The organism is Ramlibacter henchirensis, assembly GCF_004682015.1.
Taxonomy (GTDB): Bacteria; Pseudomonadota; Gammaproteobacteria; order Burkholderiales; family Burkholderiaceae_C; genus Ramlibacter; species Ramlibacter henchirensis.
Map to the genome: position 1 here is coordinate 797,513 of NZ_SMLM01000002.1, position 19,067 is coordinate 816,579.

Annotated in this window: 19 protein-coding genes; 11 read left to right on the forward strand and 8 right to left on the reverse strand. The window is 65.2% G+C overall.

Going from position 1 to position 19,067, the window contains the following annotated elements:
• Window positions 1-4 precede the first annotated feature (4 nt).
• Genes EZ313_RS16565 through EZ313_RS16575 form a run of 3 tightly spaced genes read left to right on the forward strand, consistent with a single transcriptional unit; the run spans window position 5 to window position 3,080 of the window.
• Complete coding sequence (locus tag EZ313_RS16565) at window positions 5-976, forward strand: Bug family tripartite tricarboxylate transporter substrate binding protein (protein ID WP_135264375.1); 972 nt, start codon at window positions 5-7, stop codon at window positions 974-976.
• Window positions 977-978: 2 nt separating this feature from the next.
• Window positions 979-2,070 (forward strand): CaiB/BaiF CoA transferase family protein, encoded by a 1,092-nt coding sequence (locus tag EZ313_RS16570; RefSeq protein ID WP_135264376.1) that lies wholly within the window; start codon window positions 979-981, stop codon window positions 2,068-2,070.
• A gap of 8 nt (window positions 2,071-2,078) precedes the next feature.
• Window positions 2,079-3,080 (forward strand): quinone oxidoreductase family protein, encoded by a 1,002-nt coding sequence (locus tag EZ313_RS16575; RefSeq protein ID WP_205960414.1) that lies wholly within the window; start codon window positions 2,079-2,081, stop codon window positions 3,078-3,080.
• Window positions 3,081-3,087: 7 nt separating this feature from the next.
• On the opposite strand, the gene EZ313_RS16580 is transcribed toward EZ313_RS16575, so the two are convergent.
• A complete protein-coding gene (locus tag EZ313_RS16580; RefSeq protein WP_338106322.1) occupies window positions 3,088-3,846 on the reverse strand; it encodes a FadR/GntR family transcriptional regulator in 759 nt (252 codons plus the stop codon).
• Between the two features lie 259 nt (window positions 3,847-4,105).
• Here EZ313_RS16580 and EZ313_RS23710 point away from each other — a divergent pair, with 259 nt between their 5' ends.
• The 5 genes from EZ313_RS23710 (at window position 4,106) to EZ313_RS16600 (ending at window position 8,192) form a co-directional block, all read left to right on the forward strand.
• The gene (locus EZ313_RS23710; RefSeq protein WP_276606966.1) at window positions 4,106-4,234 is read left to right on the forward strand and encodes a hypothetical protein; all 129 of its coding nucleotides are present in this window, start codon (window positions 4,106-4,108) and stop codon (window positions 4,232-4,234) included.
• A gap of 283 nt (window positions 4,235-4,517) precedes the next feature.
• Window positions 4,518-5,858: a tyrosine-type recombinase/integrase gene (locus tag EZ313_RS16585; RefSeq protein ID WP_167772617.1), complete on the forward strand. Its 1,341-nt coding sequence runs from the start codon at window positions 4,518-4,520 to the stop codon at window positions 5,856-5,858.
• Window positions 5,859-6,006: 148 nt separating this feature from the next.
• Window positions 6,007-6,324, forward strand: a complete 318-nt coding sequence (locus EZ313_RS16590) for a hypothetical protein (protein WP_135264380.1) — start codon at window positions 6,007-6,009, stop codon at window positions 6,322-6,324.
• The gene (locus EZ313_RS16595) at window positions 6,324-7,256 is read left to right on the forward strand and encodes a tyrosine-type recombinase/integrase (protein WP_135264381.1); all 933 of its coding nucleotides are present in this window, start codon (window positions 6,324-6,326) and stop codon (window positions 7,254-7,256) included. The genes EZ313_RS16590 and EZ313_RS16595 overlap by 1 nt, the downstream gene beginning before the upstream one ends.
• Before the next feature lie 18 nt (window positions 7,257-7,274).
• Window positions 7,275-8,192, forward strand: coding sequence for a DUF932 domain-containing protein (locus tag EZ313_RS16600; protein ID WP_135264382.1), 918 nt, complete (start codon window positions 7,275-7,277; stop codon window positions 8,190-8,192).
• 505 nt (window positions 8,193-8,697) lie between these two features.
• Here EZ313_RS16600 and EZ313_RS16605 read toward each other — a convergent pair.
• From EZ313_RS16605 to EZ313_RS16625, 5 genes are all read right to left on the reverse strand, one after another.
• The gene (locus tag EZ313_RS16605) at window positions 8,698-9,630 is read right to left on the reverse strand and encodes an electron transfer flavoprotein subunit alpha/FixB family protein (RefSeq protein ID WP_135264383.1); all 933 of its coding nucleotides are present in this window, start codon (window positions 9,628-9,630) and stop codon (window positions 8,698-8,700) included.
• Window positions 9,631-10,380, reverse strand: a complete 750-nt coding sequence (locus EZ313_RS16610; RefSeq protein WP_135264384.1) for an electron transfer flavoprotein subunit beta/FixA family protein — start codon at window positions 10,378-10,380, stop codon at window positions 9,631-9,633.
• A gap of 56 nt (window positions 10,381-10,436) precedes the next feature.
• Window positions 10,437-11,348 carry a LysR family transcriptional regulator gene (locus tag EZ313_RS16615; protein WP_135264385.1) on the reverse strand — a complete coding sequence of 304 codons (912 nt, stop codon included), beginning with the start codon at window positions 11,346-11,348 and terminating at the stop codon, window positions 10,437-10,439.
• Window positions 11,349-11,681: 333 nt separating this feature from the next.
• A complete protein-coding gene (locus tag EZ313_RS16620; RefSeq protein ID WP_135264386.1) occupies window positions 11,682-12,866 on the reverse strand; it encodes an acetyl-CoA C-acyltransferase family protein in 1,185 nt (394 codons plus the stop codon).
• Window positions 12,867-12,928: 62 nt separating this feature from the next.
• Entirely contained in the window at window positions 12,929-13,723 is a 795-nt protein-coding gene (locus tag EZ313_RS16625) for a crotonase/enoyl-CoA hydratase family protein (RefSeq protein WP_135264387.1), read from the reverse strand.
• Window positions 13,724-13,884: 161 nt separating this feature from the next.
• Between EZ313_RS16625 and EZ313_RS16630 the strand changes: the two genes are divergently transcribed.
• The gene (locus EZ313_RS16630) at window positions 13,885-15,042 is read left to right on the forward strand and encodes an acyl-CoA dehydrogenase family protein (protein ID WP_135264388.1); all 1,158 of its coding nucleotides are present in this window, start codon (window positions 13,885-13,887) and stop codon (window positions 15,040-15,042) included.
• Between the two features lie 11 nt (window positions 15,043-15,053).
• Complete coding sequence (locus EZ313_RS16635; RefSeq protein ID WP_135264389.1) at window positions 15,054-16,052, forward strand: acyl-CoA dehydrogenase family protein; 999 nt, start codon at window positions 15,054-15,056, stop codon at window positions 16,050-16,052.
• A 40-nt stretch (window positions 16,053-16,092) separates the two neighbouring features.
• Here the strand turns inward: EZ313_RS16635 and EZ313_RS16640 are convergent, their stop codons facing one another.
• A complete protein-coding gene (locus EZ313_RS16640) occupies window positions 16,093-16,755 on the reverse strand; it encodes a nitroreductase (protein WP_135264692.1) in 663 nt (220 codons plus the stop codon).
• Between the two features lie 167 nt (window positions 16,756-16,922).
• Window positions 16,923-17,702 (reverse strand): SDR family NAD(P)-dependent oxidoreductase, encoded by a 780-nt coding sequence (locus EZ313_RS16645; protein WP_135264390.1) that lies wholly within the window; start codon window positions 17,700-17,702, stop codon window positions 16,923-16,925.
• An 87-nt stretch (window positions 17,703-17,789) separates the two neighbouring features.
• On the opposite strand from EZ313_RS16645, the gene EZ313_RS16650 reads away from it, so the two are divergent.
• Window positions 17,790-19,019, forward strand: coding sequence for a CaiB/BaiF CoA transferase family protein (locus EZ313_RS16650; RefSeq protein ID WP_135264391.1), 1,230 nt, complete (start codon window positions 17,790-17,792; stop codon window positions 19,017-19,019).
• Window positions 19,020-19,067 lie beyond the last annotated feature (48 nt).

Genomic DNA, 19,067 nt, shown 5'->3' on the forward strand with positions numbered 1-19,067 from the left:
GCCCATGACCCGCTCCCGTCGCCACGTCCTGCACGCTGTTGCCGCGGCCGCCCTGTCGTCCCTCGCGTTTGGCGCGCTGGCGCAGGACGCCTGGCCGGCCAAGCCGATCCGCATCGTCGTCCCCTATGCGGCCGGCGGCAGCACCGACCAGCTCGCGCGAGCGATCCAGAAGCCGATGGAGGACTTCCTGAAGCAGACGGTCATCGTCGACAACAAGGCGGGGGCCGGCGGCACCATCGGCACCGACCTGGTCGCCAAGGCGGCGCCGGACGGCTACACCATCGTGTTCGGCAACTCGGGGCCGAACGCCATCGTGCCGCTGATGCGCAAGATCCCCTACGACCCGGTGAAGGACCTGCGCCCGATCTCCGTTGTCGCCTTCACGCCGATGATCCTCGCCGTCCCGGCCGACAGCCCGGCGAAGAACCTCAAGGAGTTCGTCGCGCAGGCCAGGCAAAAGGACTGGAACTTCGGCTCGGTCGGCAATGGCTCGCTGTCGCACCTGACCGGCGAGCACTTCAATGCCCTGGCCGGCCTGAAGCTCACTCACGTGCCCTTCCAGGGAGGAGCGCCGATGATGACGGCATTCGGCGGCGGCCACCTGCAGGCCGCGTTCGTCACCGGCCTGGACGGCGCCGGCATGTTGCAGGCCGGCAAGGTCAAGTACCTCGCCGTGGCCACCCCCCAGCGCACGAACGTCGTGCCCGGCCTGCCTGCGATTGCCGAGGAAGTTCCGGGCTTCCGCAGCGTGGCCTGGTTCGGCGTGCTGGCGCCCGCCGGCGTGCCCGATCCCATCGCCGCCAAGTTGCATGAGGCGGTGGTGCACGCGGTAAGCCGCCCCGAAGTCCAGAAGATGTTTGCCGAACGCAACATCGAGGCCCGCTCCACGTCGCCGCAGGAGATGGCGAAAGTGATTCGAGACGAGATGGCGCAGTGGGGCGAGGTCGTCAAGCGCTCCAACATCAAGATGGAGTGACCGTGGCCGGCCCGCTCCGCGGCCTGCGGGTGCTCGAGTTCGCGGGTCTGGGCCCCGCGCCGTTCGCCTGCATGCTGCTCTCCGACATGGGCGCCGACGTCGTCACCGTCGACCGTCCGGAAGCCCGCTTCGGCGATTCCCGCAACGTGATGCAGCGCGGGCGGACCGTCGTGCAGTTGGACCTGAAGTCGGCCGAAGGCCGGGACCGGGCCAGGGAACTGGCGGACCACGCCGACGTGCTGGTCGAGGGTTTCCGGCCGGGCGTGATGGAGCGACTGGGCCTGGGCCCGGTGGAGGCTCAAGAGCGAAATCCCGGCCTCGTCTACGCACGGATGACGGGCTGGGGTCAAGACGGCCCACTCGCGCGCACTGCCGGCCACGACATCAACTACATCGCCCTGTCGGGAGCGCTGCATGCCATCGGCCCGCGCGAGCGGCCCGTGGCACCACTCAACCTGCTGGGTGACTACGGCGGGGGCAGCCTGTACTTGGTGACCGGCATCCTCGCCGCGCTGTTCGAGCGGCAGCGGTCCGGCCGGGGACAGGTGGTGGACGCTGCGATCGTTGACGGCGTGACGAGCCTCATGACGCAGTTCGTGGGCATGGGCCTGCGCGGAAATTTCGTGGAGCAGCGCGAAAACAACATGCTCGACGGCGCGGCACCCTGGTACTCGGTGTACGAGACCGAGGACGGGCAGCATGTGAGCGTGGGCGCCATCGAGCCGCAGTTCTTCTCCGAGCTTTGCCAGAAGATCGGGCTCGCCCCCGAGTGGCCGGCGGCGCAGAACGACCGCGCCCGCTGGCCGGAACTGCGCACGGAGATGGCGGCGATCTTCCGCACGCGCACTCGTGACCAGTGGGCCGCACTGCTGCAGGACAGCGACTGCTGCGTGGCGCCCGTTCTTTCGCTCAGCGAAGCCGCGCGCCATGTGCACAACGCGCAGCGCAAGACCTTCACGGAAGTGGACGGCATGGCGCAGCCTGCGCCTGCGCCGCGCTTCTCGCGTACGCCCGCGCAAGCCAAGCCCGTCGCGACGGCAGCCACGCGGAGCAGCGACGTGCTCGCACGCTGGACGGAGGGGGTCCAAACCTGATGAAAGCGATGCTGCTCCAGCGCCCCGGCGAACCCCTCGCCTGCGTCGGCCGGCCCGATGAACCGCCGGCCGCGGGCGAAGTCACCGTAGCGCTGCGCTGCGCCGCGCTGAACCACCGCGACGTGTGGATCCAGAAGGGCACTTACCACGTGCTGAAGTACCCGGTGATTCCGGGCGCAGATGGCGCCGGAGTCGTGACGGCCGTTGGCGAGGGCGTGAATGCCGCGCTCATGGGGCGCGAGGTCATCATCAATCCCGGCCTGTCCTGGGGCGAGAGCGAAGACTGGGCGCGGCCCGACTTCTATCCCCTCGGATCACCGCGGGACGGCACGTTCGCCGAGAAGATCAACGTGCCCGCCATTCAGCTGGCGGACAAGCCCAAGCATCTCGATTGGGTCCATGCCGCGGCGCTGCCCCTGTCGGGCGTCACGGCCTTCCGGGCGGTGAGTTCGCGCGCGAAGACGAAGCGGGGCGAGCGCGTGCTGGTCACCGGCATCGGCGGTGGAGTGGCGCTGTTCGCCATGCAGTTCGCACTCGCGCTCGGCGCCAAGGTCTACGCCACCAGCGGCTCGGATGAGAAAGCCAAGCGCGTGCGCGGGATGGGCGTGTCCGGTACCGCGAATTACCGCGATCCGAGCTGGCCGGCCGTGCTGCGCGAGCAAGTGCCTGAAGGCTTCGACGTGGTTATCGACAGCGCGGTTGGGCCGGGCTTCCAGCACCTCCTGGAGCTGGCCGCGCCGGGCGGCCGGATCGCATTCCTGGGCTTCACTGCGGGCGGCGACATTGCTCTGGACGTTCGGCCCATCTACCGGAAACAGCTCAGCATCCTCGGGACCAAGATGGGTTCGCGGCGCGACTTTGATGCGATGGTCGAACTGGTGGAATCGAAAGCAATCCGGCCCATAGTGGACAGGACGCTGCCGCTCTCGCGCGCCAACGAGGCCTACGGCATCGTCGAGCGCGGCGAGCAGTTCGGCAAGGTCGTTCTTCTCAACGACCTGGGCGGTTGAAGCCGCCTTACCGTCCTGCCGCCGCGGCGGAGCGGGCACTCCACTGATCCATGTACTTCGTCTGGAGACGCGCGAGCGCCTTCTTCATCTCGGCGGCGGCTGCTGCGGCGTCGCGCGCGCGCAGGTGCTTCATGAAGCGCCGCCGCGAAGGCAGGATGAAGCTGTTGTCACTGGGCCCGATCTTGGCGATGAAGTGCGCGAACACGGCCATGATGCTTTCCATCGTGATGACCATGATTGGGTTGCGCGTGGCACGGGCCAGGATGACGTGGAACTCGCGGTTGTGGCGTGCGCGTTCGTCGAAGTCCGCTGCCTTGGCCGCCGCTTCGATGTTGGCGTCCAGTGCCGCGAAGTCTTCTTCGGTGGCGCGCTCGCAGGCGATGCGCACCACGATCTCGCTCATCCAGACGCGAGCTTCGGTCAGCTGCTCCGGCGTGATGGCGCCGAGGTGGTAGAGGTCTCGGAGTCCATTGACGATCACACCCGAGCTGCCCGACCGCACGAAGGCGCCGCCCGTGGCACCCTTGCGCATCTCGATGATGCCGGCATGTTCCAGGGCACGTAGCGCCTCCCGCAAGGTGTTTCGGCTGACGTGCAGCCGCGCCGAGAGGTCGCGCTCCGAAGGCAGCCGATCGCCGGGCTTCAGCCGGCCTGTTGCGATCATCTCCCGAACCTGCGCGGCGATCTCATCTACTGCCCGAGCGGGCGCGATGGCGGCGAATTCCAAGCTGGCTAAGGCGGACGATTGAGGCATTGGCTCAATCATTCTACTGCGCGCTGCGCCGGAAGCTATGAAAGAAGGCGTGCGCAGAGACCGCCCAGCCGTAAGTCGTGTTCCCGGCTTCTGGCTTGGGCATGCCGAAGCGCAATTGGCAGCGGCGTTGCTGAAGCTAGCATCAGACCATGAGAGACGAACGTATATGGGTTGAGCCGGTGGGCTCCGTGATCGTGGCGCGGATCCGAGGAAAGCCCAGCGCGGACATGCTGAGGGAGTGCGCGAGCCGAGTGTTCGAACTCAGCTGGACATGGCCAAGAAGGAAAACCTCGCCCCGGCCTCGCTGCGGACCGCCCTTCTTGTACCGAACACGCGCATCGCTTACCTGGCGCGCATCGCGTTCGGACACGCGGGTGAGTCCAACAACCGCGTCTTCTAGAACGACTTCGGCGCTGCTCTGAAGTGACTAGAAGACCCTGGAGCCTGAAGACTCCTGGAAGTCTCTCTCTCGAGCGAAATCCAGGCGACTCCCAAACCCGTCGATGGATTCGGCGGTCCTTGGCGGAGCAGGAGGCATATGCCCGCACATCCAAGCAGGTCCAAGGTCGTCCACCATAGCAAGCTCCCTAGTACTGCCGCCGCATTCCGACATCTCTCCAATCCACGGTTGTCCATGCACGTGCATGGCAATACAATTACAAATGTGGGTAGGAATGTGGGTAATGACTCGACACAGTTTATTGGCGGACAGTGCAGTTCGAAGCCGGAGCAAGAAGCCCGGGTACTACTTGGACGGCAATGGCCTGTACCTGCAGGTGAGCAAGACCGGCTCCCGCTCTTGGATCTTCAGGTACACGCTGAACGGAAAAACCCGTGAGATGGGCCTGGGGTCGGTCACTGCGTTCGGACTGGCACAAGCGCGGGAACGCGCTCAGCGTGCACGGCAGCTCCTAGCTGACGGGATCGACCCCATCGATAAGCGCGCCGAAGAGAGGAAGGCCATTGCGGCCCATCGCACTGCCGAACGCGCCCGCGCAAAGACATTCGAAGATGCCGCGCACGAGTATCACGAGGCGAGCGCAGACGAGTGGAAGAACGCCAAGCACGCCGCGCAGTGGATCAACACACTGACCCAGTATGTGTTCCCGAAGTTCGGCTCTCTTCCAGTTGGTGATGTGGGCAAGACCCAGATTGTGTCTGCCCTCGAGCCGCTATGGAAGAGCAAAGCGGAGACCGCTAGTCGCCTTCTTCAGAGGATTCGAACTGTCCTCAACTTCGCAGCTGCACGCGACTACAGCACCGGGAAAGACGCAGAGTTCTGGCAGCAAGTGAGGATCGCACTTGGACCAAACGAGCGCGCTCGGAAGGCGGAGCACCACAATTCATGCCCTTACCCGCTAGTGGGATCCGTACTCAAGGAAGTCGCATGTGGTCCATCTTCGGCGATTGTCAAGCTTGCGTTCGAGTTCACCGTGCTGACAGCTGCTCGCTCTGGTGAGACCAGGGGCGCGCTGTGGACCGAGATCGACCAGGACCGGCTTTGCTGGAACATTCCAGAAGAACGCATGAAGGCAGGCCGTCCGCACAATGTGCCCCTCTCTGCCCACGCAGCCGCAGTCTTGGCCGAGGCGAAGCGACTGCGTGACCAAGGGTCTGTGACATCCGAGATGGGTCTGATCTTTCCCAACACTCAAGGACTTCCCCTGAGTGACATGGTATTCACGCAGCTGCTCCGACGTATGCGGGTGGAGTACACGATGCACGGCTTCCGCGCGAGCTTTCGGACGTGGGGAAGTGAGCAGACGAAGTACCCGCACGAGATGCTGGAATTTGCCCTGGCGCATACGGTCGGTGATCAGACGGTCCGCTCGTATATGCGTACAGACATGCTGGAAAAGCGACGCCATTTGATGGACGACTGGGGCAGCTTCGTTGCCGCAAATTCCACCGGTTCGATCCCCAGAATTGCTGAAAAAACAGACAATCTGGCGCTTGCTGCCCCAAAAACCGGCCGAAAAAGACCAGAAAACGGTAGGAAAGCCGGGCGCCTGAAGCAAAACTAGAGGCACGCGCCCAACGCAGCAAGCGCAAAGCAGGCTGCGCGCGAGCCGGACACAGCTCCGGTCCGCTTCCCCCAAGACCCTCTACTCCGTCGCGGCCAGTTCTAGGCCGTGGGCGTGCGCGTGCGGAGCCCAAACGAAAGGCTCAGAAATGTCGGACTCACGGCAGGGCGAAGCTCGCCCGAAATTTGCGCTCGGAAAGGTCTATGCCACGCCCGGCGCGCTCCAGCTGCTCAAACGTTGGAAGCAAGACCCGACCGCCCTCCTCTCCCGGCACGTGCGAGGCGACTGGGGGCTAGTGCACCCCGACGACGCTGCAGCGAACGACATCGCAGTCGGCAGAGGCCTGCGCATCATTTCAAGTTACCTCGCCGGCCCAGAGGGGCCCGGCGGCGAGGGCGAAGTGCTCTGGATCATCACAGAGGCGGATCGGTCGGCCACCACTCTTCTTCTGCCGGGGGAGTACTGATGGCGCGCCGCTCAACCGAGGTGACTCGTTTTCTCAGCAACTCATTAGCTCCCAACACGCTGAGAGCCTACGCGCGGGACATAGAGCGCTTCAAACAGAACGGCGGTCGCATTCCTGCTACGCCCGACCAAGTCGCCCGGTATCTTGCAGCGGCCGCGGCGGAGCTGAAGCCAAGCACTCTCGCCAGGCAAGTGGCCGCAATCTCATACGCGCACGAACAGCGAGGCCTACCATCGCCGGCCAAAACGGCGGTCGTGCGACGGACGCTGCGAGGCATAAGGCGCTCGAAGGGTGTGGCGCAAAAGCAAGCGACGCCCGTCACGCCCGAGCTGGTCAGGGAAGTCGCCCGGCCTGTCCGATCTCTCACGGAGGCGCAAAACCAGCGTGATGCTGCCCTCTTCCTCCTTGCATTCGCAGGCGGGTTCCGCCGCTCGGAAATCGCTTCGCTACGGGTCGGCGACTTGTCGTTCAGCAAGCAAGGGCTCGTCATAAAGCTGAGAAGCAGCAAGACCGACCAGTACCAGCGGGGCCGACATGTCGCTATCCCGAAGGCCCGTGAGCCGCAACAGTGCCCTGTACGCGCCGTCCGCAACTGGCTCGCGTCGATGGCAGCGCTGAAGGGTCTAGTAGACCCAGGCCCTGAGCTGCCCCTCTTCTGCAGCATCGACCGGCACGGGAACGCACGTGCCAATCGCCTGAACGGCGCCTCAGTCGGCTGGCTGCTCAGAAGGCGCCTCGCACTTCATGGCCTCCCCACCGTGGGATACACGGCCCACAGCTTCCGCGCCGGCCTCGTCACCAGCGCAGCCAAAGCTGGCGTCCCGGTGTGGGCGATCCAGCGGCAAACCGGCCACCGCTCCGAAAGCACTGTGCATCGCTACATCCGCGGGCTGAACACGTTCGAGTGCAACCCGCTCACCGCCCTTCTTTGAGCCGCCGGGGAGCACATCATGCGCAAACAACCAACCCGCGCCCACACCGAGGCGCCGCAAGAGAAAGACCCGATCGACACGATTTTGGAGGCAGCCGACCTCACCTGGCTGATCCTCAAAGCACCGATCAAGTTTTCGCCCGAGCCCACGAAAGGTTTGCAAGAACTAGAGATCGAGGGTTATCAGGTCCTCTACCGCAGTGACACCAACCAGCAGCTGGCAATCGTCTCGTCGCGCCACCGAGTTTGGCAGCCACGCGAAGTGATTGACTTCTACCTCAGCATCGCCGCCTTCTATGGCCTCGCGTTCGAAAGCGTTGGATACGTGCAGGGAGGTCTAAGAATTTGGGGCTTGCTGAACACCGGCTACAAGTCGGCGTTGCCCCGCAATCGCTCCGCGTCAACATACCTGCTCCTCAGTACGTGTTGCGATAGTTCATTGGCCGCACAAGCAACTGCACTCTGCCTTCTAGAGCCGGGCACGTTGGCGACCCCCGCATCTATCGGCTCACAATCAGTCGCGCGCATTGCGCGGTCCCCAGAGTTCCTCACCCCGAGCGACTTGGCAGAAATAGGAGAGCTGACGCGGGAATGCATCGCCTTCCCAACCTTCCTCGGAGACTTGGCGAAGCAGGCCGTTTCAGAGGAGAACATCAAGCAAGCCACAGCGGCAACATTCGGCCCGCGAGACGATGACCCGAACAGGCCGTCAGCCAAAACGTTGCGGAGCATCGTGTCGGCTCTTCGCGAAGGCAGATCAAGCTCCAAGTCGCCCCTCACTGCGCTTGACCTGCTCTACGCTCTTGCGGCAGTAAGTGACGCGAGAGAACAGAGGCGTTCGCCCGCCGATCTCCTGAACAACACTTGGTTCGGCGTCGGCGCGAAACGCAAACAGCTCGCCATCAATGCCCTCGCCCGACTGATCCGGCCGTATTGATGGCGGGCAGCACAGGATCATCTGTGCTCGGAGACGCTTGATGGAAACCGTGGCCCCGATTCCAGCGCAGAAGTCTCGATTGCGCCCGTTTGGAGGCTAACTTCACATAAAGCGGAATTTGCTCGCGTTAGCCATGGACGCAACTTGGGCGCGGGAGCAGGAGGCAGCAGTATCGGGCGCCTAAGTACCGGTCGCGGAACAACTTTGTCCGATTCCGCTCACTCGGTACCCCTAATGGTACCCCCTATCTCGCGCTTACTTCATGCGCTAGAGCGAGTGGCCTGCTGCTCCGAGGCTTGTGCGATATCAGCCCGGGAATCCGGAAACCGTTGCGACCGTTCAGCCCGGTCGGAAGACTTGAATTCGCTTCTCGGCGGGAGCGGACTGCCGCGCAGGTGAGAGTGACCAGCCTCCAGCAGGCAATCATCCGCGACGTCCCAATCGGGATCGCGGCGACGGACCTCAGCGAGGCAGTGACGAAGGAGTGCCATTCAGGATCCCGTCCTCATAGCGTCGCAATCAACTCCGGCACGGCATTGAACAGGTCAGCCTCCAGTCCGTAGTCCGCCACGCTGAAGATCGGCGCTTCCGGATCCTTGTTGATCGCCACGATCACCTTGGAGTCCTTCATGCCGGCCAGGTGCTGGATCGCGCCGCTGATGCCGCACGCGATGTACAACTGCGGGGCGACGATCTTGCCGGTTTGCCCGACCTGCAGGTCGTTGGGCGCATAGCCCACGTCGACCGCGGCGCGCGAAGCACCGACGGCCGCACCCAGCTTGTCGGCGAGCGGCTCCAGCACTTCGTGGAACTTCTCATTCGAGCCGAGTGCGCGGCCCCCCGAGACGACGATCTTGGCGGCGGTGAGTTCCGGACGGTCGCTCTTCGCGATCTCCTGGCCGACGAATTTGCTCTTGCCCGCGTCGGCCGCACCGGGCACGTTCTCCACGGGCGCGCTGCCGCCGGAGCTCGGGGCCGGGTCGAAGGCGGTCGTGCGCACGGTGAGCACCTTCACGCTGTCGGCGCTCTGCACGGTGGCGATCGCGTTGCCGGCATAGATCGGACGCTCGAAGGTGTCGGGGCTGTCGACCTTGGTGATGTCGCTGATCTGCGCGACGTCCAGCTTGGCGGCCACGCGCGGCGCGATGTTCTTGCCCGACGCGGTGGCGGGAAACAGGATGTGGCTGTAGCTCGAGGCGATCGCCAGCACTTGGGCGGCGACGTTCTCCGCCAAGCCGTGCTCGAACTGTGCGCCGTCGACGTGGATCACCTTGGCCACGCCGGCGATCTGCGCGGCGGCTTCGGCGGCCTTGACGGCGCCCGAGCCGGAGACCAGCACGTGGACGTCGCCACCGCACTTGGCAGCGGCGGTGACGGTGTTGAAGGTCGCGCCCTTGATGGATGCGTTGTCGTGTTCTGCGATGACGAGGGAGGTCATTTAGATCACCTTCGCTTCCATCTTCAACTTTTGCACTAGCGTCGCGACGTCCGGCACCTTCTGGCCCGCGCCGCGCTTGGCGGGCTCGGCGACCTTGAGCGTCTTCAGGCGCGGCTTGATGTCGACGCCGAGGTCCTCGGGCTTGACAGTGTCGAGCTGCTTCTTCTTGGCCTTCATGATGTTGGGCAGCGTCACGTAACGCGGCTCGTTCAGGCGCAGGTCCGTGGTGACCACCGCCGGCAACGTGACTTCGAGCGTCTCCAGCCCGCCGTCGACCTCGCGCGTGATGGTCGCTTTGCCGTCAGCCACTTCGACCTTGGAGGCGAAGGTGGCTTGCGGCAGGTCGGCCAGCGCGGCCAGCATCTGGCCGGTCTGGTTGGCGTCGTCGTCGATCGCCTGCTTGCCCAGGATCACCAGGCCGGGCTGTTCCTTGTCGACCAGCGCCTTCAGGATCTTGGCCACCGCGAGCGGCTGCAGCTCTTCATCGGTCTGGACCAGGATCGCCCGGTCGGCGCCAATGGCCATCGCGGTGCGCAGGGTTTCCTGGCACTGCTGGACACCGCAGGACACGGCGATGACCTCGGTGGCCACGCCCTTCTCCTTGAGCCGCACGGCTTCCTCGACCGCGATCTCGTCAAACGGGTTCATGCTCATCTTGACGTTGGCGATGTCCACACCCGTGTTGTCCGACTTCACTCGGACCTTCACGTTGTAGTCCACCACCCGCTTGACGGGTACCAGGATCTTCATGGCATTGAAAGATACGGATTGGAGCGCCTACCGTCCAATACCGATTCGCCGATGCCCTATCTGCTTCCGCTATGGGGCGAGGCAGAACTGACCATGTCGATGAAGCGTTGCGCGGCGGGGCTTTCACTGCCCCTGTGCCAAGCCAGCGCCAGGGTCGTTTCAGTGCCATGCCCTGCGCCGTCCCCCTCGAGGTCACAGTACACAACGTGGGGGGCGCGCTGCCCACGCACCACTTCGGGAACCAGCGCCACGCCCAACCCGCTTTCCACCAGCCCCAGCATCGTGGGAACCTGGGTCGCCAGCTGCCTCACCTCGGGCACAAACCCCGCCGCCTCGCAAGCTGCCATGGCCGATGCGTGCAGCCCTGTCGCTTCCTCGGCCGAATACATCACGAACGCCTCGCCAGCCAGGCGGGCCAAGCTGATGGACGTGGAAGCTGCGAGAGGGTGCGCCGCAGGCAAGGCGACCACGAAGCGGTCCCGTTGAAGCGTGTGAAGCGTCGCGGCGTGGGACTGGAGAAGTGGCGTACGCACGATGCCGATGTCCAGCGCCTCCTCGTGCAACATCGCCATGATGCGAACCGACGTGGACTCCGTCAGCACCAGTTCCACTCCAGGGTACTGGCTGCGGAAGTTCTGGACGAGGCTGGGGATCAGGCGGTAGATCGCCGACCCCACGAAGCCGATGCGCAGTCGACCTCCCGTGCCGGCAGCGGAATCTCGCGCCGTCCGCAGCAGCTGCTCACCGTGGTAGAGCAGACGCCGCGCTTCCACGAGCGCGGCTTTGCCGCTGGGGGTGAGCAGGACGCCCGTGGGTGTGCGCTCGAACAGCCGGGTACCGAGTTCGCTCTCCAGCTTCTGGATCGAGACGGACAGTGCCGGCTGGGCAATGTGCAACCGCTCGGCCGCCCTACTGAAGTTGAGCGTCTCGGCAAGCACATTGAAGTGGCGGACGCGACGCAGGTCCATGGGCGGGGGTCTCAGCGATCAAGAATACCTGATCGCTCCGCTGGGGAGCTGCTGCAGCAGCTGATGGCAGTCGCTCCCCAGCGATCGCGAAGGAATTGTGCGAACTCGCGCGCTTCTTCGTGCATCCGCCGCAACTCGCGCGGAGCAATACTGCCCAGGTGCAGGGAACAAGCCGATCTCAGATCGCTGGGTATGTCCATCTGGCAAGCGTCCATCATAAGCAGGCGCTGGCAAGCCATCTGGTACTCACCGCGTGCCAGGCTGCATTCCACCAGCCTCAGCAGGGTGCTTCTGGGCGCCCGCCGCGTCTCGCAAGTCGCCACGCCTGTCCCTTCAGACGCGTTCGAACACCGCAGCGATCCCTTGCCCGCCGCCGATGCACATGGTCACCAAGGCGTAGCGCCCTCCGATTCTCTGCAGTTCGTGGATCGCCTTCGTGGCGATGATCGCCCCTGTTGCACCCACGGGATGTCCGAGCGAGATACCCGAACCATTCGGGTTCACCTTGCCCGGGTCCAGCTCCAGCAATCGGGTGACAGCGCAGGCCTGCGCGGCGAACGCCTCGTTCGACTCGATGACGTCCATTCTGGATGCGTTGAGCCCTGCGCGTTGAAGAGCCAGGCGCGACGCCGGAACCGGGCCGAGGCCCATCACGCGTGGATCAACACCGGCGTGCGCATAACTCACCAGCCGGGCCAGCGGCTTCAGCCCGCGCGCGCGCACCGCGTCTGCGCTCGCCAGAACCAATGCCCCGGCTCCATCATTGATGCCGGACGCATTGCCCGCGGTCACCGAACCATCCTTCTGGAAAGCCGGTTTCATCTTGGCAAGCTGCTCGATTGATGTATCGGCGCGCACGTGCTCGTCGGTTTCGAACAGGGTCGTTCCCTTGCGGCTGACAACTTCGACCGGCACGAGTTGTGATGAGAAACGCCGTTCCGCGATCGCCCTCGCAGCGCGGCGGTGACTATCCACCGCCAGCCTGTCCTGCTCTTCGCGCGTCACGCCTTCCTGGCGCGCCACATTCTCGGCCGTCATGCCCATGTGGATGCGGTGGAAGGGATCGCTGAGAACACCGAGCGTGTAGTCGACCGCCTGCACGTCCCCCATGCGCGCGCCCCAACGCGCTTCGGGCATGAGATACGGCCCACGGCTCATGGACTCCGCACCTCCTGCAACCGCGAACTCGGCATCGCCCAGGAGGAGGGACTGCGCGGCGGAAATGACGGCCTGCAGGCCGGAGCCGCAGAGGCGATTGACGTTCATGGCCGGCGTCTCCTGTGGGATGCCCGCCTCGATGGCTGCGACGCGTGAGAGGTAGGCGTCACGTGGCTCGGTCGGAATGACATTGCCCATCACCACTTGGCCGATGTCGGAGGCCTGCGCGCCGCTCCGCTCCACCGCGCTCCGCACCACGGTCGTCGCCAGCTTCGACAGCGGTACCTCCTTGAGGCCGCCACCGAAGGTTCCTATCGGGGTGCGGACCGCAGAGAGGACAAAGACTTCACGGGTATTCATTCCTATTGCACCTTCTTGTTGACTGAAATCATGGCGCTGGCGCAGCCGTCGCCAAGCAAGCCTCAGCTGCCGAATTGCGGTTTCCTTTTCTCCAGGAAAGCATTCACCGCCTCCATGTGATCAGGCGTCTTGTGCGAGACGGCCTGAAACACTGATGAGAGCTCCAGCACGGTGTCCAGCCGCGAATGCATGCCCTCCCGGATCAGGCGCTTGGTCAGGCGCAGCGCGTGGGCGGCGTTGGCCGTGATGCGTCCGGCCAGCTCACGGGCGGCATCCATCAGTTCCGCATGCGGCACGACGCGCGAGACCAGGTTCCAGGCCAGCGCCTGCTGGGCATCGATGGTGTCGCCGGTGAACGCCAGTTCCGAGGCACGCGAAAGGCCGATGATGCGCGGCAGCAGCCAGGCACCGCCATCGCCCGGAATGATGCCGACCTTGACGAAACTCTCGGCGAACTTCGCCTTGTCGGAAGCGATGCGCAAGTCGCACATGCAGGCCAGGTCGAGCCCCGCCCCGATGGCATGGCCGTTCACCGCTGCGATCACCGGCACCTCCAGGTTGAACAGCGCGAGCGGCAGCCGCTGGATGCCGCGCCGGTATTCCTGGCGGATGTCCATCTCGCTGACGGCGGGGGTGGACTGTCGCTTCATCTCGCGGAGATCGCCGCCCGCGGAGAACGAGGGGCCGTTGGCGGTCAGGATCACGCAGCGCACGCTGTTGTCGGCGTCGATGCGGTCGATGGCCGCGAGGAATTCAGCGACCGCGGTATTACCGGTGAGCGGATTGCGCTGCTCCGGCTGGTTCATGGTCAGCGTGACCACGGGGCCCTGCTGCTCGTAGATCAGGAACTCGGACATGGTTTTCCTCGAAAGATTGTCAGGCTAGCCCCAGCCACGGCGCGCGTCCAATATCGAATCGCACGGACACCATCCGATTTCCATATGGCCGGCCATTCATTCGCTATTGGACGCCCCGGCCAGTCCGCCCTAACCTCCCCGCTTCATCGAACCTCAACGTCATGGCCGACCTCCTGGACAACCTGCAGCTGGCGTCGCTGCCGCCTCACACAGAAGCCTTTCGCCGCGAAGTGAAGCATTTCCTGGCGCAGGAACTGCCGCCCACCCCTGCCGACGTACGCTCCCGCTCCTGGCTGGCCTTCGACGCCGAATTCAGCCGCAAGCTCGGCGCCCGCGGCTGGGTCGGAGTCACGCTGCCGAAGCAGTACGGCGGCGCCGAGCTCGACGCCTTCAGCCGCTTCGTCCTGGTCGAGGAGCTGCTCGCCGTCGGTGCGCCGGTCGGTGCCCACTGGATCGCCGACCGCCAGAGCGGGCCGCTGATCCTGAAGTTCGGCTCCGACGCTCAGAAGGCGCGCTACCTGCCGGGCATCTGCCGCGGCGAGATCTTCTTCTGCATCGGCATGAGCGAGCCGAATTCCGGATCCGACCTGGCCAGCGTGGCGAGTCGGGCGGTGCGCACCGACAAGGGGTGGCGCCTCAACGGTCGCAAGATCTGGACGACCAACGGCCACAAGTGCGACTACACGATCGCGCTGGTGCGCACCTCCGGGAGTCCTGCCGATCGCCACGCAGGGCTTTCGCAGTTCGTCGTCGACCTGAAGCTCCCGGGCGTCACCGTGCGGCCGATCGTGGACCTCACGGGCGATGCACATTTCAGCGAGATGTTCTTCGATGACGTGGAACTCGATCCTGAAGCACTCATCGGCAACGAGGGCGACGGCTGGAAGCAGGTGAACGCGGAGCTCGCGTTCGAACGCAGCGGCCCGGAGCGCCTGTACTCGAGCATCGTGCTGCTCGACGCTTGGCTGGGCTGGCTGCGAGAGAGCGCGCGCTTCGAGCAGCAGCTGGAAACCGTCGGCCGGTTTGCCGCGCATCTCGCCACCCTTCGCCAGCTATCCGTCGCGATCACCGCCAAGCTGGCCGCAGGCGAAAGCCCCGTGGTCGAAGCCGCCCTGGTGAAGGACCTCGGCACCGAGTTCGAGCAGGCCGTCCCCGCGATCATCGAGGCGGCCATCGGAGCCGACCCGGCTGACCCGCCCGGCGAGGAGCTGGTGCGGACCCTCGCCTACGTCAGCCACATGGCACCGACCTTCTCGCTGCGAGGGGGTACCCGCGAGATCCTTCGCGGAATGATCGCGCGCGGCCTGGGCCTGCGCTGAAGGAGCACCATATGTTTGCAGAAGCGATCTCTTCGATTCTCGACCATCACTGCACACCCGCGGCGGTCCGTGCCATCGAGGGCGGCGCCAGCGCGCAGCCACTGGCCGCCGCGCTGGCCGACGCCGGTTTCCTCGAACTGCTCGCCTCTGAGGACCACGGCGGCGGCGGGGCGAGCTGGCGGGACTTCTTCGAAGTCGTGCTGCTGTGCGGCGGCTACGCCGTGCCGCTGCCCGTCGCGCAGACCATGGCCACCCGGCTGCTCACGGCCGACCCGCAGGGGCTGCCTGCCGGCTTCATCACTTTTGCGCCCGCACTGACGCGCCGCGCCGACGGCTTTTTGCAGGCGTCGCAGGTGCCATGCGCGGCCACTGCCTCGCACGTGGTAGGCCTGGTGGAGGGCGCGTTGTTGCTCCTGTCGATCCCACAGGCCCATTCCGCGCACAGCGCCATCCACGGCGGCCTGAGCGCCTCGCTGTGTTGGCCAGGCGATGCCGGGACTGTTTTGCAGGGGGGCACCGCCGCTGCTGCCTTTCCTTACCTTGGCGCGCTGCTCCATGCGGGCCTGCTCGCCGGGGCCATGAAGCGTTGCTTCGACCTCACGATCGGCTACGCCAACGAGCGCGTGCAGTTCGGCAAACCCATCGGCAAGTTCCAGGCCGTTCAGCACCAGCTGAGCGTGATGGCGGAACACGTAGCGGCCGCTCGCATGGCCTCGGAGGCCGCCTTCGGCATCGACGCATTGCCGACGCTGCCGGCCTGTGCGGTGGCCAAGGCGCGCACCAGCGAGGCCGCGCAGCTCGTCGCCTCCATCGCCCATGCCGTGCACGGCGCGATCGGCGTGACCGAGGAATACGATCTGCAGCTCTTCACCCGCCGGCTGCACGAGTGGCGCCTGGTGCACGGCTCGGAGGCCCATTGGCACCGGCTACTGGGGCGGCTGGTCCTCGAGAGCCCGCACCGGCTGTCAGTCGATTTCGTTCGGACCGTTTGGGAAGGTGCGCCCGCCTGACGCAGGCTACGGCCGCACCTCGCCTCTGGCGAGCTCGAGATCAGGCGGCGTCAACCCACGTCGTGAATTCGTCGACAGGCACGCGGGGCGTGCGAAATTCGTTCACGATGGCCGCCTCGTCGGCGAAGCCAAGCGCCATGCCGCAGACCAGCATCTGGTTCGCCGGCGCGCCAATGTGGGGGAGGACGATCTTGGCGTAGCGGTTCCACGCAGCCTGGGGGCAGGTGTGGAGGTCCCGGGCCCGTGCGGCGACCATGACGTTCTGGATGAACATGCCGGAGTCGAGGAGGGCGCCGCCTTGCAGCTTGCGGTCGATCGTGAAGAAAAGGCCGACCGGAGCATCGAAGAACTTGTAGTTGCGCTGCAGCTGCGCATGCATCTTTTCCTTTTCGCCTCGCGCTATCCCAAGCAGAGCGTAGAGGCTCCAGCCGTTTTCGCGCCTACGCTCGATATAGGGCGAAAACCACTCTTTCGGGTAGTACGCATATTCCTCCTGGTAGGTTGCAGCCAGGTCGGGCGAGTCGCGCATTGCATCGTGCGCCGCGCACGCTTTCTGCACCAACGAGTCGCGCGCCGCGCCAGCGACGACGTAGACGTGCCATGCCTGCGTGTTAGTGCCGGACGGGGCCCGGCTCGCAACTGCGAGGATGTCCTTGATCGTCTCGCGCGCTACCGGTTGGCTCGTGAAGGCGCGTATGGACATCCTGCTCGCGATCGCGGCATCAACCGCGCAGGCGCCCTCTTGCCGGTCTTGCGGATCATGGCATTCCGTCCCTGCCGAAGTGCCCGTGAATGCGCCAGGAGACTGGCTCAAGAGTTACCTCGGCTGCCTGGGAATGGCACCGTCCAACCGGATCGCTTCGCCATCGGTCATTGGGTTGTCGTCGCCTTCGCGGGCAGCACGCACAGGTCGGCGCCACCGGCCACCGACAGGGTCTGCCCGGTGATGAACGCGGAGCGCTCGGAGCACAGGAACTCCACGGCCTGCGCGATGTCCAGCGGCTGGCCCCAGCGGCCCAGGCGCAGCACCGAGTCGTAGCCGGCCTTCTCGCTGGCACCCATCTGCGCGGCCAGGGGTGTATCGATCGGCCCGGGTGCGACGCAGTTGACGCGCACTCCGTGCGGTCCGAGCTCATAGGCGGCATCGCGCGTGAACGTAACCACGGCTGCTTTCGCTCCCGAGTAGATCGAGTGCGGGATCGTGTAGTGCCACGCCGAGATGGAGGCGATGTTCACCACGGCCCCCTTCTTGTGCTTGACCATCTCGCGCGCGCAAAGCTGGGTGGCGAAGAACGTTCCCTTGTAGTTCACGTCCACCTGCAACACATAATCGGCCTCGTCATACTCCAGAAACGGCTTCTGTCGCGCCACTCCGGCGTTGTTGACCAGGTAGTCGATGGAGCCGCACTTTTGCAGGACCGTGTCCACCAGGCGCTGCAGATCCGCGACGCTGGTGACGTCCGTAACCAGCGGGATGACCTTGCCCTCCACTGCCGTGAGGCTCTCCTGCGCGCGGGTGAGCCTGCGCTCGACCGAATCGACGGCGACCACCGTTGCGCCGAGGCTCGCCATGTGCTGGGCAATACCCTGGCCGATGCCGCGGCCGGCGCCGGTCACGATGACGGTTTTTCCTCGGAACTCAGTGGACATGTCGACTCCTGTATCAATGGATGAGATGCGGGGGCAACCCCTTGCGGTTATGATACACCCAACCAAGCACTTGCTCAAGGATCTTTGATGAACAGCAGCGATGCATCCCAGGCACCGCGGGAGAAGCCCCCGCTCGACGGATTGGTCATCGCGGATTTCTCGCACTTCATCGCCGGGCCGTACGCCACCATGGTGCTGGGCGACCTGGGTGCGAAGGTGATCAAGGTCGAAAGCACCGAAGGCGATGCGTTCCGGGCGTTTCCCCCGTTTGTCGAGGGTGAAGGCGTCCCCTACCTCTGGGGCAATCGCAACAAGCTGGGCGTCACGCTCGATCTCAAGAGCCAGGCCGGTCGCGCAGTGGCCGCCGACCTGGTGCGCAAGGCGGACGTGCTGGTGGAGAATTTCTCCACCGGCGTGATGGAGCGCTTCGGGCTCGGCTGGCCGGAGATGTCCAAGCTGAACCCACGCCTTGTGTACTGCTCGATCTCCGCCTATGGTCGCGAGGGACCGCATGCGCAGCGCCTGGGCTTCGACTCCGTAGTGCAAGCCGAAAGCGGCTTCATGTCGATGACGGGCTTTCCGGACCAGCAGCCCACGCGTGCCGGCCCCTCCGTCATGGACCTGGGCACTGCCCTGATGGCAGCCAATGCCATCCAGGCCGCCCTGCACGCGCGTTACCGCACCGGCCGCGGCCAGAAGGTTGAAGTGTCGCTTTTCGGGATGGCCGTGCAGATGCTCGGCTACTTCAACACGACCTACCTTGCGACAGGACGCATCCCACACCGCGCGGGCAATTCGCAGGTGACGGCAGCGCCCATCGGCTACTTCGACACGGCAGACAAGCCGATCTACATCACGTGCGCCAACGACCGGACCTTCCAGCGCCTGATGGTGCAGGCGTTCGAGCGGTCCGACCTCGCTGCCCACCCTGACTTCAGCACAAACGCAGAGCGCGTGAAGCACCAACCCCGACTGCTGACACTGATGGCCGAAATCTTCGCTTCGCAGACGCAGGAGCACTGGCTGCAAAAGCTGCAGGAAGCCGGCGTCCCGTCAGGCGCCGTGCGCACGGTCGCCGAAGCAATGACCTCCAGCGAGGTCGAGCACCTCGGGCTGGTCGAGACCATTTCGCACCCCAAGCTCGGATCCATTCCCAACGTGAAGCTGCCTGTGACGCTGTCGGACACGCCGCTGGTTGCCGCGCGCGCAGCCCCCGTGCTTGGCAGCGACACGAACGCAGTGCTGGCCGAGGTGCTCGGCTACTCCGGCGACCGCATTGCGACGGCGCGAGCCGACGGGGCCTTCGGCGCCCCTTGAAGAAGACCGCGCCGGGACCGCCTGCGCTAACTGGGAGTGACGGACGAC